Origin of the sequence: Burkholderia sp. IDO3, assembly GCF_003366075.1 — a bacterium.
Classification (GTDB): domain Bacteria; phylum Pseudomonadota; class Gammaproteobacteria; order Burkholderiales; family Burkholderiaceae; genus Burkholderia; species Burkholderia anthina.
This window is the reverse complement of the sequence record NZ_CP028963.1, coordinates 3,257,418-3,273,882: the sequence shown is the minus strand read 5'-3', so window position 1 is coordinate 3,273,882 and position 16,465 is coordinate 3,257,418. Positions and strand designations below refer to the sequence as shown.

General features: G+C 66.4%; 15 protein-coding genes. 8 read left to right on the top strand and 7 right to left on the bottom strand.

Annotated features, from left to right (window positions below; all coding sequences use genetic code 11):
• Window positions 1-21 precede the first annotated feature (21 nt).
• The 4 genes from DCN14_RS30040 to DCN14_RS30025 form a co-directional block, all read right to left on the bottom strand.
• Window positions 22-450 (bottom strand): DUF4440 domain-containing protein, encoded by a 429-nt coding sequence (locus DCN14_RS30040; RefSeq protein ID WP_096507440.1) that lies wholly within the window; start codon window positions 448-450, stop codon window positions 22-24.
• A gap of 130 nt (window positions 451-580) precedes the next feature.
• A complete protein-coding gene (locus tag DCN14_RS30035) occupies window positions 581-1,249 on the bottom strand; it encodes a hypothetical protein (protein WP_096507439.1) in 669 nt (222 codons plus the stop codon).
• A 13-nt stretch (window positions 1,250-1,262) separates the two neighbouring features.
• Entirely contained in the window at window positions 1,263-2,177 is a 915-nt protein-coding gene (locus DCN14_RS30030) for a hypothetical protein (RefSeq protein ID WP_096507438.1), read from the bottom strand.
• Window positions 2,174-2,725, bottom strand: coding sequence for a PAAR domain-containing protein (locus tag DCN14_RS30025; protein ID WP_096507465.1), 552 nt, complete (start codon window positions 2,723-2,725; stop codon window positions 2,174-2,176). Before DCN14_RS30025 ends, DCN14_RS30030 begins: the two co-directional genes overlap by 4 nt.
• 382 nt (window positions 2,726-3,107) lie before the next feature.
• On the opposite strand from DCN14_RS30025, the gene tauA reads away from it, so the two are divergent.
• Genes tauA through DCN14_RS30010 form a run of 3 tightly spaced genes read left to right on the top strand, consistent with a single transcriptional unit; the run spans window position 3,108 to window position 5,935 of the window.
• Window positions 3,108-4,124 (top strand): taurine ABC transporter substrate-binding protein, encoded by a 1,017-nt coding sequence (tauA, locus tag DCN14_RS30020; protein ID WP_096507437.1) that lies wholly within the window; start codon window positions 3,108-3,110, stop codon window positions 4,122-4,124.
• A gap of 48 nt (window positions 4,125-4,172) precedes the next feature.
• Complete coding sequence (locus DCN14_RS30015) at window positions 4,173-4,970, top strand: ATP-binding cassette domain-containing protein (RefSeq protein ID WP_096507436.1); 798 nt, start codon at window positions 4,173-4,175, stop codon at window positions 4,968-4,970.
• Complete coding sequence (locus DCN14_RS30010) at window positions 4,970-5,935, top strand: ABC transporter permease subunit (protein WP_096507435.1); 966 nt, start codon at window positions 4,970-4,972, stop codon at window positions 5,933-5,935. Before DCN14_RS30015 ends, DCN14_RS30010 begins: the two co-directional genes overlap by 1 nt.
• A gap of 125 nt (window positions 5,936-6,060) precedes the next feature.
• Here the strand turns inward: DCN14_RS30010 and DCN14_RS30005 are convergent, their stop codons facing one another.
• The 3 genes from DCN14_RS30005 to DCN14_RS29995 all read right to left on the bottom strand — a co-directional run bounded on the left by DCN14_RS30005 (window position 6,061) and on the right by DCN14_RS29995 (window position 9,763).
• Window positions 6,061-6,696 (bottom strand): LysE family translocator, encoded by a 636-nt coding sequence (locus tag DCN14_RS30005; protein ID WP_096507434.1) that lies wholly within the window; start codon window positions 6,694-6,696, stop codon window positions 6,061-6,063.
• A 153-nt stretch (window positions 6,697-6,849) separates the two neighbouring features.
• Complete coding sequence (ggt, locus tag DCN14_RS30000) at window positions 6,850-8,733, bottom strand: gamma-glutamyltransferase (RefSeq protein WP_096507433.1); 1,884 nt, start codon at window positions 8,731-8,733, stop codon at window positions 6,850-6,852.
• A 67-nt stretch (window positions 8,734-8,800) separates the two neighbouring features.
• The gene (locus DCN14_RS29995; protein ID WP_096507432.1) at window positions 8,801-9,763 is read right to left on the bottom strand and encodes a LysR family transcriptional regulator; all 963 of its coding nucleotides are present in this window, start codon (window positions 9,761-9,763) and stop codon (window positions 8,801-8,803) included.
• Window positions 9,764-10,007: 244 nt separating this feature from the next.
• Between DCN14_RS29995 and DCN14_RS29990 the strand changes: the two genes are divergently transcribed.
• The 5 genes from DCN14_RS29990 (at window position 10,008) to DCN14_RS29965 (ending at window position 16,455) form a co-directional block, all read left to right on the top strand.
• The gene (locus tag DCN14_RS29990) at window positions 10,008-12,149 is read left to right on the top strand and encodes a 3-hydroxyacyl-CoA dehydrogenase NAD-binding domain-containing protein (protein ID WP_096507431.1); all 2,142 of its coding nucleotides are present in this window, start codon (window positions 10,008-10,010) and stop codon (window positions 12,147-12,149) included.
• 29 nt (window positions 12,150-12,178) lie between these two features.
• Window positions 12,179-13,375 carry an acyl-CoA dehydrogenase family protein gene (locus tag DCN14_RS29985; protein WP_096507430.1) on the top strand — a complete coding sequence of 399 codons (1,197 nt, stop codon included), beginning with the start codon at window positions 12,179-12,181 and terminating at the stop codon, window positions 13,373-13,375.
• Window positions 13,376-13,389: 14 nt separating this feature from the next.
• The gene (locus DCN14_RS29980; protein WP_096507429.1) at window positions 13,390-14,526 is read left to right on the top strand and encodes an acyl-CoA dehydrogenase family protein; all 1,137 of its coding nucleotides are present in this window, start codon (window positions 13,390-13,392) and stop codon (window positions 14,524-14,526) included.
• Window positions 14,527-14,556: 30 nt separating this feature from the next.
• The gene (locus tag DCN14_RS29975) at window positions 14,557-15,762 is read left to right on the top strand and encodes a CaiB/BaiF CoA-transferase family protein (protein WP_096507428.1); all 1,206 of its coding nucleotides are present in this window, start codon (window positions 14,557-14,559) and stop codon (window positions 15,760-15,762) included.
• A gap of 387 nt (window positions 15,763-16,149) precedes the next feature.
• On the top strand, window positions 16,150-16,455 hold the full coding sequence (locus DCN14_RS29965; RefSeq protein WP_096507427.1) for a DUF485 domain-containing protein: 306 nt from the start codon (window positions 16,150-16,152) through the stop codon (window positions 16,453-16,455).
• Window positions 16,456-16,465 lie beyond the last annotated feature (10 nt).

Below are 16,465 nucleotides of genomic sequence, written 5' to 3'. Positions count from 1 at the left end.
TCTAGCGCAGGCGCGATTTCGTCAGCGTTCCCATCGGCCGTCGGTATCCGGTCGATTTTCCGTCATTCCGCCTTCGCACTCCTGCTCGTCATAGCAAAGTGCTGCGATCTGCCACCGATCGTCGTGAATCAGCCATAGCTCCAGAAACTTAAACCGGGTAAGCACGCTGCCATCACGTCGCGTCGAGCCAGTACCGGAAATCGATGCCCAGTGTGGGCTTTCCGTGATTGCCGTGATCTCGTTGTGGACCTGCAGATCGAAATTGCGCTGGCCTTTTTCGGACAGGTGTCGTTGTAGATGGGATATTTGCTGGGGCTTGGTGAGTATCCTGTCCCCCTGTTTCACGAAGAAGTGAGGGTTCTCCATAAAATTCAACTGATCGATGTCGTTGTTCATATAGGCGTCGATCCAGACATCCCTCATTTGCAACAGACTGTACTTGTTCTTCATTGTCACCGCCGTTTACCTCACCGAGGCTGGCTCGATGAAAAGACCTGTTTGCTACACGCGCCGATGCACTACCAGTCATAAGTGACACTGGAGCGATGCGCTGATTTTGCTGTCAGTCCTTTACGGACTTCTAGTCCTCAAGCTTGCGAAATCGGGCATCGCGCATTCTGATACTCTCGACCCACAGTTCCCAATCCTCGGCCGAGATGTAGGCGCCAGTCTCTTTCCTGCCTTCTTCCAGAAAGCTAGTCTGTTCATCCAGACTCAGGCTTTCCCAGAACGAGTCCCATACATAGTTCAGCCAGTAGTGAGGATCGCCCTGACTGATATGCAGAACCGGTCCGAACTCATACAACGTGATCCACGGAGGGGTGGGGTGGAGGCCTTGCTCCGAGAGTGTGGCAATCAGCTCAACATCGTTGGAGAGCAAGCGCACGTTTCGCTCTGAAAACCGCCATGTGGGGGAGAGGATTGTACTCAGCGACTGCCCGTCGACTTCGCGCATGAAGTGAAAATATGCCACCTCTTTCCTGCCTTGCCGCACCAGATCGAGCAAAACCGGAAACTGCCTGGGCTGAACATGATGAACCAGCGCAAAAGCATTGATACCTGCATCGCCTTGATATATCGGCTTGGGATAGGTGGGAAGTTGCTGCTTCTTTAGATCGAGTGAACCGGAACCGAAAATAGTTTGCAGTTCACCGAGTGGCTTTCCAAAGGTATTTTCCAGACTCTTCAGACTTCCTCGCTCCGCCCGCTTCGTTTGCAGCTCTTCAACCTTGCGCTTGAAGAAAGACACATCCCCTCCCTCATCATTTATCAAGAATCTGATCGGCAATCATCGAGCCGCCGAAATAGCCGATAGCACCAAAGAGGATGCCGCCGATGGCGCCGGTTATTACGGCACCAGGCCCGAGTTCAACACCGACCATCGCGCCCGCTGTAGCACCTACCCTGGCTCCAGCAACGGCGCCGGCCCAACTACCCGCCCAACCTCCAGCCTGTCGAATGACTTCCTTCTCCAGGGGGCGAATGGACTTTAGACGAATCGATTCATTGGATGCAACCGAGAGGTCATAGCCTGTAAAAACGAGCCCGACGACCTGCACAACACGAGCATATTTGACGATGCCGAGGCTGATAGCCAAACCTCGCTGCGAGAACACGCCTTCACCGGGCACCATTGGCCGTGGCTGAACCAGAACCTCGTTGTCCATTGTCAGGACTTTCTGCTTGATATGTTCCGCCCACCGCCTGTCTTTTGAGCGAGCCCTGGCAGCATACTCATCGATGGCTTGAACAATCTCCTCGGTTGTCACGAGCTTCGCACCCGCTCGCTTGGCTTTGGCGATGTCGACATACACTGTCTTGCCCGCCATTCTCCCCGTGCCTTCAGGATAGATGCTGCTGGTAGAGGCATAGGAAGTGAGCTTGTCGTATTCCAGCACGTGGTCAACAACACTGCCTGGAGCTTTGGGACCGCCCTTGCTCCACAGGCCATATTTTTCTGGATAGACTTCGCGCATCTCACCAAGCGGTGAGAGTTCAAGTTGCTTGAGATATGGGTCGTCGAGCGTGCTGTACGTGCGACGGACCAGCATGCCATCCTTGCCGACTTCTTCAACTGTAACAAAGAAGAAAATGCGAGCAGGCATGTGATGCCCGAGGACATCATGTTGGGAGCCATCGGTAGTGTTGGTCGTTGTTCGATAGACGAAGTTGCTCATTGCTCCCATCGCTCCAGCGCTTGCAGGCCTACTGCTATGTCCAGCGTTGACACATCCTTCGTGTAGACGCGAGGGCAGTAACCTTGCGAATCCGTCAGCCCCTTATAGACCGCCCCTGCTGACGTCCGAATGTGATACGGGGAACTGCAAACAGGTTGATTGTTGCCGTCGAGCACGCGCACGCGCTCATCGCAGTTGCCTCGATACTCTTCCGTCAGAGATTGCCCGGAAGGTCCGTATCCCATCTCTGCGAGGTTGTGAGGCTCGAAGCTATGAAAACTATCGGTTTGGGAGGCGATCATCACAGGAGGAGGATGGCATTTGCAAAGGCACAAGTCGCCATCAAGAGCCTGTTCTTTGCCCATCGTATGATCGGGCCAACGAGGACCTTGAGCCGCGATGACACCCGTGGACTGGCACGCGTTACAGACGACTTGAGCGCCAACAAAAGCTAGAGCTGTGCCGTGATGCCTGCAACTGTCTACCCCCTCGATGACGATGCCACCCGTAGTTGACTTGTCGCCTACCTTAAGCAGGTACCGTTTCATGCTCTTCACCTGTTTTCGCAACAGATGAAGAATTATCACGGTGGCATTGGGCGTAGCAATCAGACGGGTACTAAAAATTCTGGAATCCGAATTTTTTTAAAAGTCTCACGTTTTTTGTCGATTTTTCACCCCGGATGGGCGAAGCGTGCAGCGTCTCGCAAGTTTGCTACGTTTCGTATCGGCTAACGAGCGCCTAGCAGGCGCGGCAACGGCCTGCCCCCGCACGACAATCGCCACCCGACCGGACGCGCGATCCAATCGAGCATGGAAAGCAAAGCTGAAACATCATCGATAGCTTCGCAGGATAAGTTCGCTCCCGCCGCGCGCAAAGCTCGTAAAGTCGGCTCTCCCGCAGCAATGCCCGCATTCGAAGGAGAGCCGCATGTCCCGTTTCAGCTTCATCCGCCGCGCCGTCGTCGCGCTGACCGCCTTTGCCGCGCTCGGCGCGGCGCACGCCGAATCGCGCGAGGTCGTGATCGCGTACCAGGACATGGTCGTGCCGTGGCGCTACGCGCAGGCGAGCGGTGAAGTCGAAAAGGCGACCGGCTACAAGGTCACGTTCCGCAAGCTCGACAGCGGCGCCGACGTGATCCGCGCGCTTGCGTCGGGCTCCGTGCAGCTCGGCGAAGCCGGCTCCAGCCCGATCGCGGCAGGCCTGTCGCAGGGGCTCGACATCTCGCTGTTCTGGGTGCTCGACAACATCAACGACGCCGAGGCGCTCGTCGCGCGCAACGGCTCGGGCGTGACCAGCGTCGCCGGGCTGAAGGGCAAGAAGATCGGCGTGCCGTTCGTGTCGACGTCGCATTTCCATACGCTCGTCGCGCTGCAGGCCGCGGGCGTCAATCCGAACGACGTGAAGATCGTCAACCTGCGTCCGCCCGAAGTCGCGGCCGCATGGGCGCGCGGCGACATCGACGCGACCTACATCTGGGATCCGGTGCTCGCGAAGGTCAAGCAGTCGGGCACGGTGCTGACGACGTCGGGCCGGGTCGCGAAGGAAAGCGGCAAGGCGACCTTCGACGGCTTCGTCGTGAGCCGCAAGTTCGCGCGCGAGAACCCGGCGTTCGTCGCGGGCTTCGTGAAGGTGCTCGCATCGGCCGACGCCGATTACCGTGCGCACGCGGCTGCGTGGAAGGTCGGCTCGCCGCAGGTCGCGGCAGTCGCGAAGGTGTCTGGCGCGAACGTGCAGGACGTGCCGGCGAGCCTCGCGCTCTACGCATTCCCGACGCCGGCCGAGCAGGCGTCGCCGACGTGGCTCGGCGGCGGTGCGCAGTCGGGCGCCGCGAAGTCGCTCGCGGCCACCGCCGCGTTCCTGAAATCGCAGGGCACGATCCAGACGGTGCTCGCCGATTACTCGGTCGGCGTCGATCCGCAGTTCGTGCAGAAGGCCGCGCGCTGAGCGCGGCCATTCGGACAACTCGGGAAACTCATCGCGGAGCCCACGATCATGAGCACGCTGGAAGTCCGTCAGGTATCGGTCTCCTATCCGGGCGAGCGCGGCCGGCCGACGACGCAGGCGCTCGCGCGCGTCGACCTGCGCATCGCGTCCGGTGAATTCGTCGTCGCGCTCGGCGCGTCCGGGTGCGGGAAGACGACGCTGCTGAACTGCATGGCCGGCTTCGTCGCGCCGACGACGGGCGACGTGCGCGTCGACGGCGTGCCGGTCACGGGCCCCGGTGCCGATCGCGGCGTCGTGTTCCAGAAATACGCGCTGCTGCCGTGGCTCGACGTGCTCGAGAACGTTGCGCTCGGGCTGCGCTTCGCGCGCGTGTCGAAGGCCGAACGCGATGCACGGGCGCGCGAGATGCTCGCGCTCGTCGGGCTCGAGCGCCATGCGCATGCGCGCGTGTACGAACTGTCCGGCGGGATGCAGCAGCGCGTCGGCATCGCGCGGGCGCTCGCGAGCGATCCGCGCGTGCTGCTGATGGACGAGCCGATGGGCGCGCTCGACGCGATGACGCGCGGCACGATGCAGGCGCTCGTGCTCGACGTGTGGGCGCGCACCGGCAAGACGGTGTTCTTCATCACGCACGACGTCGAGGAGGCGCTGTTCCTCGCGACGCGTCTCGTCGTGATGACGCCCGGGCCGGGGCGTATCGCGGAGACGTTCGAGCTGCCGTTCGCGCGGCGCTACGTCGAATCGCGCGATGCGCGCGCGGTGAAGTCGTCGCCGGATTTCATCGCGTGGCGCGAGCGGCTGATCGCGTATCTGCATCGCGACGAGCCGGTCGGGGAGACGGTGTGATGCACGAGTTCGCGCGGCAGGGCACGTCCGTCGGGCGCGGACGGATCAGTACTTTGCACAGGCAGGACGACATGAGCACGCAGGATTCCTGGGCGGCCGATCGAGCGGCCGCCGGATTCGGAGAAAACGAGCGCGGCACGCAGCGGCGCGATGCAACGCGCCCGGCGCGTGCGTCGCATCGCTACCGGTTGCCGGGGCAGGGGAAGACGGCCGCCTTGAGCGCGGCGACGGTCGCGGCGCTGGTCGTGCTGTGGTGGGTCGCGACGCATCTGCAGTGGCTGCCGCCGCTGTTCCTGCCCGCGCCGGAAGCGGTGTGGACGGCGTTCGTCGACGCGTGGCACGGCCGCATTCAGGGCGGCCTGCCGTTGTCCGAGCATCTGATGTGGAGCGCCGCGCGCGTGTTCGGCGCGTTCGCGCTCGCGACCGCGATCGGCGTGCCGGCCGGTATCCTGATGGGCGTGAGCCGCATCGCGCGCGGCGTGCTCGATCCGCTGCTGGAGTTCTACCGGCCGCTGCCGCCGCTCGCGTACCTGCCGCTCGTCGTGATCTGGTTCGGCATCGACGAAACGGCGAAGCTGGTCGTGATCTTCCTCGCGTGCTTCGCGCCGATCGCGATGGCGGCGCGCGCCGGCGTGCGCGCGGCGACGATCGAGCAGATCAACGCCGCGTATTCGCTCGGCGGCAGCTTCGCCCAGATCGTGCGCCACGTCGTGCTGCCGGCCGCGCTGCCGGAAATCCTCACCGGGCTGCGGATCGCGATCGGCTTCGGCTGGACGACGCTCGTCGCGGCCGAGATGGTCGCCGCGACGGCCGGGCTCGGGCAGATGGTGCTCAATGCATCGAGCTTCCTGCGCACCGATATCGTCGTGATGGGGATCCTGATCATCGGCGCGATCGCGTGGCTGTTCGATCTCGCGATGCGCTGGGTCGAGCGGCGGGTGGTGCCGTGGAAGGGAAGGGGGTAAGCACCGATTTTGCCCGGGAGTCGTGGCGATGGACAGGACGTGCGGGCGGAGCGAATCCGGTTCAATCCGTCGGGCGTGGTCATGTCGATGTGACGAGTATCGGTGTCGTCACTGGCGTGACGGGATCATGCCACGGTACCGCGACGATAGAGGCTCAGTGCCACCGCCAGTCCGGCCAGCATGCCGGCGCAGCCACGATTGAGCCATTTCAGCGCGCCCCCGGACATTGCTCTCATCATGTGATAGCCGCTCGCGGCGTAGATCGCCATCAACAGAATGTCGATCATGGCAGTGGCGACGGCCAGCACAGCGTACTGGGGCGCGACGCTTGCTTCAGGCTGGATGAACTGAGGCAGGAATGCCGAGAAAAACAGCAGCCCTTTCGGATTGGATAACGCGACCAACAGCGAACGCTTGAATGCGGACCGGCCGTCTCGTGCACCGTCGGCTTGCGCGACGTCGGCCGACGGCATGGTGGCGGGGGCGTGCCAGAGCGCCCAGGCGAGGTACAGCAGATACACGGCGCCCGCCCACTTCAGCATCACGAACAGGTGCTCCGAGGCTTGCATGATCGCGCCGAGGCCGCATCCGACCGCACCGATCAGGATCAGGTCCGACAGCGCGGCGCCGGCAATTCCATAAGCCGCGATGCGCATGCCGCGCGTGGCGCCGTTGTTCAGTGCCAGCAGCATCGTGGGGCCTGGCGTGACCGTGACGGCGGACACCGTGATGACGTACAGCAGGAGTGTCGTCGAGTTCATGTCGGGGCTTCTTGGCGGGTAGCAGAAGCCGTCAGTGTAATGCTGGCCTGACGGGCGGCATACTTTCACTCTGCACCCGCTCACCAGGCGGATTGCGTTGCCAAATTCGCGCACGAGAGTCGGGCCGCGCGCAGGTTGCACCGCTCACCACCCTCAATCCCCCATCGCCACCCCTTCGCGCCGCGGATCCGCTCCGCCGAACCACACCGTCTGTCCCTGCACGTTCAACCGCTGAATCCCCTGCAGCCCCGAGTTCATCTCGACGAGCTGCACGTCATGCCCGCGGCCCTTCAGTCCGTCGACGAGCGCATCCGATATGCGTCCGCGCTCGAGCTGCGTCGGCCCGTTCATCGACCCGAAGTTCGGCAGTGCGATCGCTTGCTGCATCGTCATCCCCCAGTCGAGCACGCCGATCAGCGCCTTCGCGACGTGGTTGATGATCGCGGGGCCGCCGGCCGAACCGACGATCATCGTCACCTGCTTCGTCTTCTGGTCGAACACCAGCTCGGGCGACATCGCCGAGCGCGGCCGCTTGCCGGGCTGCACGCGGTTCGCGACCGGCCGGCCGTTCTCGCTCGACACGAACGAGAAATCGGTGAGCTGGTTGTTCAGCATGAAGCCGCGCACCATCAGCCGCGAACCGAACGCGTCTTCGATGCTCGTCGTCATCGACAGCGCCTGGCCGTAGCGATCGACGATCGCGATGTCGGACGTCGACGGCAATTCGGGGCTGCGGTCGTCGGCCATCGCGAGCGTCGCGCCCTGCGGCGTGCCTGCCTGTGCCACGCCCATGCTGGTGTCGCCGATCAGGCGCGCGCGCTGCGCGAGATAGGTCCGGTCGGTGAGGCTCGCCCAGCTGCCGCCCGGCAGCGGCACGAAATCGGGATCGGCGACGTAGCGCGCGCGGTCCGCATACGCGAGGCGCCCGGCCTCGCTGAACAGGTGCGCGGCGAACGGCGTCGGCTCGTAGCCGAGCTCGGTGCGTACCGGCTTCTGCACGCCGATCTGCTGCCAGTCGGGCATCGCCTGGAGGATGCCGAGCATCTGCGCGATCGCGAGGCCGCCCGACGACGGCGGCGGCATCCCGCAGACGACCGAGCGCCGGTAATCGGTACACAGCGGCGCACGCACCTTCGCCTTGTAGCGTGCGAGATCCTGCAGCGACAGCAGGCCCGGATTGGTCGGATGCTTGCGCACTTTCGCGACGATGTCGCGCGCGATCGCGCCGGTGTAGAACGCATTCGCGCCGCGGTCGGCGACCTGGCGCAGCACGGTCGCGAGCGCGGGGTTCTTCAGCACCGTGCCGGCCGCCTTCGGCGTGCCGTCCCTGTTGTAGAAGTACGCACGCGCGGCCGGATCGCTGCTCAGGTACTTGTCGTTCGCGATCAGCATCGCCAGGCGCGGGCTGATCGTGAAGCCGTGCTCGGCGAGCCGGATCGCGGGCTGGAACAGCCGGCGCCACGGCAGCTTGCCGTGCGCGCGGTGCGCGGCGTCGAGCATCCGAAGCACGCCCGGCGTGCCGACCGAACGCCCGCCGACGACACCTTCGTAGAACCCCATCGGCTGGCCGGTCGGCCCGTAGAACAGGCGATCGGTCGCGGCGGCCGGCGCGGTTTCGCGGCCGTCGTACGCTTGCGTTGCCTTGCCGTCGAAGTACAGCATGAACGCACCGCCGCCGAGCCCCGACGATTGCGGTTCGACGAGCGCGAGCACCATCTGCGTCGCGATCGCCGCGTCGATCGCGGTGCCGCCGGCCTTCAGCATGTCGTAGCCGGCCTGCGTCGCAAGCGGGTTCGCGGCCGCGATCATGAAGTGCTGCGAGGTCCAGCCCGGCTTGTCGGTCCAGCCGGACGACAGTTCGGGCGCGTGAACGCCGGGCAGCGGCACCGCGGCGCCCGACGCGGCGGCAACCGGGACGACGGCGCCCGACGGCGCGGACGGGGACGTGCAGCCGGCGTTGAACGTGACGAGCGCGACGAGCGCGAGCGCGGCGACGAGCGTCGGAGGACGCGAATGCGGACGAATCCGGTCGGACATTGAACCCTCGGCAGCTGTGAAATCGAAGGGGGCGCCGGCGCGGCACGCGCCGTGCGCACGCGGCGCGCTATTGTCGCCGCACGGCCGACGGATTGTCATCAGACAAGAAACCCTGACGCAGCCCGCCGGGCCCGCCCCGGCCGGTCTTTCCGGCCTGTTCGAGGATGAACTCTATGAACGTCGACGTGGCGCGCGTGTGGTGCCGGTTCGGCATGTACAGCATGTACATATGCGTGCCGAAGATGCTGAGGCGGTACGCATCGAGCGACGTGACGACGGTGCCGTGCCGGATGTCGTCCTGCATCACGTAGTCGGGCACGATGCCGACACCGATCCCGCCGAGGATCGCCTGGCGCAGGAACAGGAAGTTCTCCGAAATCAGCGTGGGTTCGAGCAGCACCTCGTGGCGCTCGTCGCCGAGATACGCGGCGATTCTGAGCTGCCGCCCCATCACCGTCGCGGTGACGACCGGCGCGGCGGCCAGCGCGCCGAGGCTCGCCGGCATCCCGTGCGCGGCCGCGAACGCAGCCGACGCGCACGCGACGTAGCGCACCGCGCCCATGTCGCGCGCGACGAGGTTCTGCGGCGGCTCCGGCATCACGCGCACCGCGATGTCGATCTCGTCGCGCATCAGGTCTTCCACGCGATTCTCGAACACCACGTCGAGCACGATGCCCGGATGCAGCCGCTTGAACGCGAGCAGCCAGTCGGACATCACCATCTGCCCGTAGCCGCTCGGCACCGACAGCCGCACGCGGCCCTGCAGGTCCTGGCCGAGCGTCGTCACCGATTCCTGCGCGGCGAGCAGCTCGTTGCGGATGCGCCGGCCGTGCTCGTACAGCTTCAACCCGATCTCGGTCGGCTCGATGCGCCGTGTCGTGCGCCGCACGAGCTGCTGGCCGATCGATCGCTCGAGCTGGTTCAGCCGGTAGCTGACGTTCGCGCGGCTCATCTTGAGCCGCTGCGCGGCCTTGCTCAGGTTGCCCGCGTCGAGGATCTCGACGAGCAGCGTCAACGCGTTCAGGTCCATCCCCGGTGTCTCCTGATCCGTCCCGCTTAACGGTCCGAAACGGTCCGAAAGCATTCAATGTCAAGTCAGACTTGACAGCTTGTAAAGGCGTGCGGGAATTGTCAATGATTCTCGATCAATCGAGAATCGAGTCATGCCCGGCAACCACGCCGGATCGTTTCCCGCGCCGCGCGGGCCCCGATCGGGAACCGGCCCTGCCGGCCGGTCCCGCGGCCCGCGCGCGGCGCACCGCACTGGAGACACGATGAATTCCACCGCTTCCCCCGCCAGCCCCGCGGCCGGCACCGTCACGCGCGAACGGCGCGACAAGGTGCTCGTCGTCACGATCGACCATCCGCCCGTCAACGCGCTGTCCGCCGACGTGCGGCGCGGCCTCGCCGACGCGCTCGAGGCCGCGCAGGCCGACGACGCGATCCGCACGGTGCTGATCGTCGGCGCCGGCCGCAACTTCATCGCGGGTGCCGACATCCGCGAATTCGGCAAACCTCCGGTGCCGCCGTCGCTGCCCGACGTGTGCGAGCGGATCGAGTCGAGCGCGAAGCCGGTGGTGGTCGCGCTGCACGGCGCGACGCTCGGCGGCGGCCTCGAGGTCGCGCTCGCCGCGCATTACCGGCTCGCGGTGCCCGGCGCGAAGCTCGGCCTGCCCGAAGTCACGCTCGGCCTGCTGCCCGGCGCCGGCGGCACGCAGCGCGCGCCGCGCCTGATCGGCGCGAAGGCCGCGCTCGACCTGATGCTGACGGGGCGCCACGCGAGCGCCGACGAAGCGCTCGCGCTCGGCCTCGTCGATCGCGTCGCGCACAGCGACGACACGCTCGCCGAAGGGCTCGCCTACGCGCAGGAACTCGTGTCGCTCGGTGCGCCGGTGCGCCGCACGCGCGATGCGCAGGGCCTCGCGGATCGCGCGGCCGCGCAGGCCGCGATCGACGCGGCGCGCGCCGAACTGCCGAAGAAGTCGCGTGGCCTCTTCTCGCCGGCGAAGATCGTCGATGCGGTCGAGGCCGCGCTCACGCAGCCGTTCGACGCCGGGATGAAGCTCGAACGCAGCCTGTTCCTGCAATGCCTCGACAGCCCGCAGCGCGCGGGCCTCGTGCATGCGTTCTTCGCGGAACGCGAAGCCGCGAAGGCGCCCGAGGCGCGCCGCGCGAGCGCGCGTCCGGTCGAGCGGATCGGCGTGGTCGGCGGCGGTACGATGGGCGCGGGCATCGCGGTCGCGGCGCTCGACGCCGGGCTGCCGGTGACGATGATCGAGCGCGACGAGGCATCGCTCGCGCGCGGCCGCGCGCATGTCGAGAAGGTGTACGACGGCCTCGTCGCGAAGGGCCGCATGACGCCGGCCGCGCATGCGGCGCGGCTCGCGCGCTTCAAGGGCAGCACGTCGTACGACGCGCTCGCGCAGGCCGACGTCGTGATCGAGGCCGTGTTCGAGGACATGGCCGTCAAGCAGGCGGTGTTCGCCGAGCTCGCGCGCGTGTGCAAGCCGGGCGCGGTGCTCGCGACCAACACGTCGTATCTCGACATCGACGAGCTGGCGGCCAGCACCGACCGGCCAGGCGACGTGATCGGCCTGCATTTCTTCTCGCCGGCCAACGTGATGAAGCTGCTCGAGATCGTCGTGCCGGCGCGCGTGAGCGCGGACGTCGTCGCGACCGCGTTCGCGCTCGCGAAGCAGTTGAAGAAGACGCCGGTGCGCGCGGGCGTATGCGACGGCTTCATCGGCAACCGGATCCTCGCCGTCTACCGCACCGCGGCCGACTACCTGATGGAAGACGGCGCGTCGCCTTACCAGATCGATCGCGCGGTGCGCGGATTCGGCTTCCCGATGGGACCGTTCCAGGTCGTCGATCTCGCGGGCGGCGACATCGGCTGGGCGACCCGCAAGCGCCGCGCGGCGACGCGCGACCCGCGCGCGCGCGCGCGCTACGTCGGGATTTCCGACCGGCTGTGCGAGCGCGGCTGGTTCGGGCAGAAGACCGGGCGCGGCTATTACCTGTACCCGGACGGCGCACGCGTCGGCACACCGGACCCGGAAGTCGACGCAATCGTCGCCGACGAGCGCGCGAAGAAGGGCATCACGCCGCGCGAATTCAGCGACGACGAGATCCTGCGCCGCTACCTCGCCGCGATGATCAACGAAGGCGCGAACGTCGTGCACGAGAAGATCGCGCTGCGCCCGCTCGACGTCGACGCGGTGTTCCTGTACGGCTACGGCTTCCCGCGCTATCGCGGCGGCCCGATGCACTACGCGGACACCGTCGGCCTCGCGAACGTGCTCGCCGACATCCGCGCGTTCGCGAAAGAGGATCCGCTGTTCTGGACGCCTTCGCCGCTCATCGTCGAGCTGGTTGAGCGCGGCGCGGATTTCGCGAGCCTGAACCGCGTCGACTGAACGCCAACCGCATTCGCAACGGACTCACGATGGACCTCAATTTCACGCCCGAAGAGGAAGCGTTCCGCGCCGACGTGCAGCGCTTCCTGCAAGCCGAACTGCCCGAGCGCACCGCGCGCAAGGTGAAGGGCGGCCTGCATCTGACGCGCGACGACATGCGCGAATGGCACGCGATCCTCAATGCACGCGGCTGGCTCGCGAGCCACTGGCCGCGCGAATACGGCGGCCCCGGCTGGAGCGTCGCGCAGAAGTTCCTGTTCGACAACGAATGCGCGCTTGCGGGTGCGCCGCGCATCGTGCCGTTCGGCGTGAACATGCTCGGGCCCGTGCTGATCAAGTACGGCAACGACGCGCAGCAGCGTCACTGGCTGCCGCGCATTCTCGACGGCACCGACTGGTGGTGCCAGGGCTATTCGGAGCCGGGCGCCGGTTCCGATCTCGCATCGGTGAAGACGAGCGCGGTGCGCGACGGCAATCACTACGTCGTGAACGGCCAGAAGACGTGGACCACGCTCGGCCACTACGCGAACATGATCTTCTGCCTCGTGCGCACCGCAACCGACGTGCGCAAGCAGGAAGGCATCAGCTTCCTGCTGATCGACATGAACACGCCGGGCGTCGAGGTCCGCCCGATCATCACGCTCGACGGCGAGCACGAAGTGAACGAGGTGTTCTTCACCGACGTGCGTGTGCCCGTGGAGAACCTCGTCGGCGAAGAGAACCGCGGCTGGACCTACGCGAAATACCTGCTCACGTACGAGCGCACCAATATCGCGGGAATCGGCTTCTCGACGGCCGCGCTCGACCGGTTGCGCGCGGTGGCCGCGAAGGTCACGAAGAACGGCCGGCCGCTCGCGGACGATCCGTTCTTCGCGGCACGCGTCGCGCGGGTCGAGATCGAGCTCGAGAACATGCGCACGACCAACCTGCGCGTGCTGGCCGCGGTCGCGGGCGGTGGCGTGCCGGGCGCGGAAAGCTCGATGCTGAAGATCCGCGGCACGCAGATCCGCCAGGAGATCACCGCGCTGATGCGGCGCGCGATGGGGCCGTATGCGCAGCCGTTCGTCGAGGAAGCATTCGATGCCGATTACGACGGCGAACCGGTCGGCCCGGACGAAGCCACGAGCGCCGCGCAGCAGTATTTCAACAACCGCAAGCTGTCGATCTTTGGCGGTTCGAACGAGATCCAGAAGAACATCATCGCGAAGATGATGCTCGGGCTGTAACGAGGGACGCGACGATGGATTTCCAGCACACAGAAGACCGCCGGATGCTGACGGACACGTTGAACCGCTTCATCGCCGAACAGTATGCGTTCCCGGTGCGCGATCGCATCGCGCAGTCGGCCGAAGGTTTCGATCGCGCGATGTGGCAGCGCTTTGCCGAACTCGGCACCGTCGGCGCGCTGTTTTCGGAAGCCGACGGCGGCTTCGGCGGCGCGGGCTTCGACATCGCCGTGGTGTTCGAATGCCTCGGGCGCGGGCTCGTCGTCGAGCCGTTCCTCGGCGCGCTGCTCGCGGGCCGTGCGCTGTCGCTCGCCGGCGGCGCCGCGCATCGCGACCGGCTGGCCGCGCTGATCGACGGCAGCGCGAGTGCCGCATTCGCGCATGACGAGCCGGGCTCGCACTACGAACTGACGACCGTGCGCACGCGCGCCGAGCGCTCGGGCGACGGCTGGGTGCTGACCGGTGCGAAGGGCGTCGTCGACCAGGCTGCGCAGGCGGCGTTCTTCGTCGTCAGCGCGCGCGTGTCCGGTGAGGACGACGATGCGGCCGGCATCGGCCTGTTCGTCGTGCCGGCCGATGCTCCGGGCGTATCGCTGCGCGACTACAAGAAGATCGACGGCGGCCGCGCGGCCGAAGTGCGCTTCGAACGCGTCGCGCTGCCGGCCGATGCCGCGCTCGGCGAGCACGATGGCGAGGCAGGCGCGGCGCTGCTCGAACGCGTGCTCGGCTACGGGCTGCTCGCGCTGTCGGCGGAGGCGCTCGGCGCGATGGACGTCGCGAAGGAGGCGACGCTCGAGTATCTGCGCACGCGCAAACAGTTCGGGGTCCCGATCGGCAGCTTCCAGGCGCTGCAGCACCGGATGGCCGATCTGCTGCTGGAAGTCGAACAGGCGCGCTCGGCCGTGATCAACGCGGCCGCGCAGCTCGATGCGCCGCGCGCGGTGCGCGAACGCGCGCTCGCGGCGGCGAAGTACACGATCGGCCGGATCGGCACGCTGGTTGCCGAGGAGAGCATCCAGCTGCACGGCGGGATCGGGATGACGTGGGAGCTGCCGCTGTCGCACTACGCGAAGCGCCTCGTGATGATCGATCACCAGCTCGGCGACGAGGATCATCACCTCGCGCGCTATATCGCGCTGTCGAAACAGTAACAACGATCGACGCGAATGGAGGAGACAAGGATGACGAACGAACCGCGCGCGTTGCCGCTCGCCGGCGTGAAGGTGCTCGATTTCTCGCGCGTGCTCGCGGGCCCGTGGTGCGCGATGGTGCTCGCCGATTTCGGTGCGGAGGTGATCAAGGTCGAGCATCCGGCGCGCGGCGACGACACGCGCGACTGGGGGCTGCGGGTCGGCGACACCGAGACGACGTACTTCAACAGTGTGAACCGCAGCAAGCGCTCGATCTGCATCGACCTGCAGACCGAGGCAGGGCAGCGCATCGCGCGCGAGCTGGCCGCGCAGGCCGACGTGCTGATCCACAACTTCAAGTTCGGCGGCGCGGAAAAGCTCGGGCTCGGCTACGACGCGCTGGCCGAGCTGAATCCGCGGCTCGTGCATTGCGCGATCTCGGGCTACGACCGCTCGGGCCCGGAGGCCGCGCGGCCCGGCTACGATCTCGTCGTGCAGGGCGAGGCCGGGCTGATGGCGCTGAACGGCGAGGCCGACCAGCCGCCGCTGAAGTTCGGCGTCGCGGCGGTCGACCTGTTCACCGGCATGTATTCGGCGCAGGCGATTCTCGCCGCGCTGTACGAACGTCATGCGACGGGGCGCGGCCGGCGCATCGAGATGGCGCTGTTCGACTGCGGGCTGATGATCACCGCGTACTACGGGCTCGACGCGCTGCTCACGGGCGAGGATCCGCCGCGCTACGGCAATGCGCATCCGTCGATCGTCCCGTACGGCGTGTTCGACGCAGCCGACGGTCCGCTCGTGATCACGGTCGGCAACAACACGCAGTTCACGCGCTTCTGCGACGTGATCGAGCGGCCCGACCTCGCAGCCGACGCGCGCTTCAAGACCAACCTCGGCCGCTCGCAGAACCGCGCCGACCTGCTGCCGGAGATTCGCGGCGAACTCGCGCGCCGGCCGCGCGCGACGCTGCTTGCTGCGCTCGCCGGCGCGGGCATTCCGTGCGGCGAAGTGCTCGGGCTGCATGACGCGCTGACGTCGGAGCGCGCGACGCGCGCGGGGCTCGTCACGCGGCAGCCGCACCCGGTCGCGGGCGGCGTCGACGTGCTTGCGCCGCCGTATCGGTTCGATGGCGCGCGCCTGCCGGTGCGGGGCGCGCCGCCGGTGCTCGGCGCGGATACGGATGCGGTGCTCGGCGGCTGGCTCGGGCTGTCGGCCGACGAGGTAGCGCGGCTGCGGGCGGATCGCGTCGTGTAAGTCGTTTTTTTGCCGCCGCGGCGCGGGCGGAGCAGTCGACGCGCCGGCCATCCATAAGACACGCCTCGCTACGACGAGGAGATCGCCCTGCGGGGACTGGAGCTAAGCGATGAGGCGCCAGCTCCGGTCGACCGCGAAGCATGGGACCAGATGCGAAGCATGGGGCCGGAGTAAGTGCTGAAGCACTAACACCGGCCGACATAAGCGCTGAAGCGCCAACTCTGGTCGACCGCGAAGCATGGGACCAGATGCGAAGCATGGGGCCGGAGTAAGTGCTGAAGCACTAACACCGGCCGACATAAGCGCTAAAGCGCCAACTCTGGTCGACCGCGAAGCATGGGACCAGAGTAAGCGCTAAAGCGCCAACTCTGGTCGACAGGAGACACCATGGAGCTTTCCGTCATCGAATCGGTCACGGCACGCCGTGACTATCAGCAGCTCGTGCGTGCGCGGCGCCGCTTCAGCTTCACGCTGACGGCGCTGATGATCGCCACGTACTACGGCTTCATCCTGCTCGTCGCGCTCGCGCCGCACGTGCTCGCCGCGCCGCTGTACCGCGGCGCGACGATAACGGTCGGGATCGCCGCGGGCGTTGCGATCATCGTGGTCGCAATCGGCCTGACCGCGTGCTACGTGCTGCGCGCGAACCGTGCGTTCGACCGCCGCGTCGACGCAATCCTGCAGCGTTCGTGACGGAGGCCGA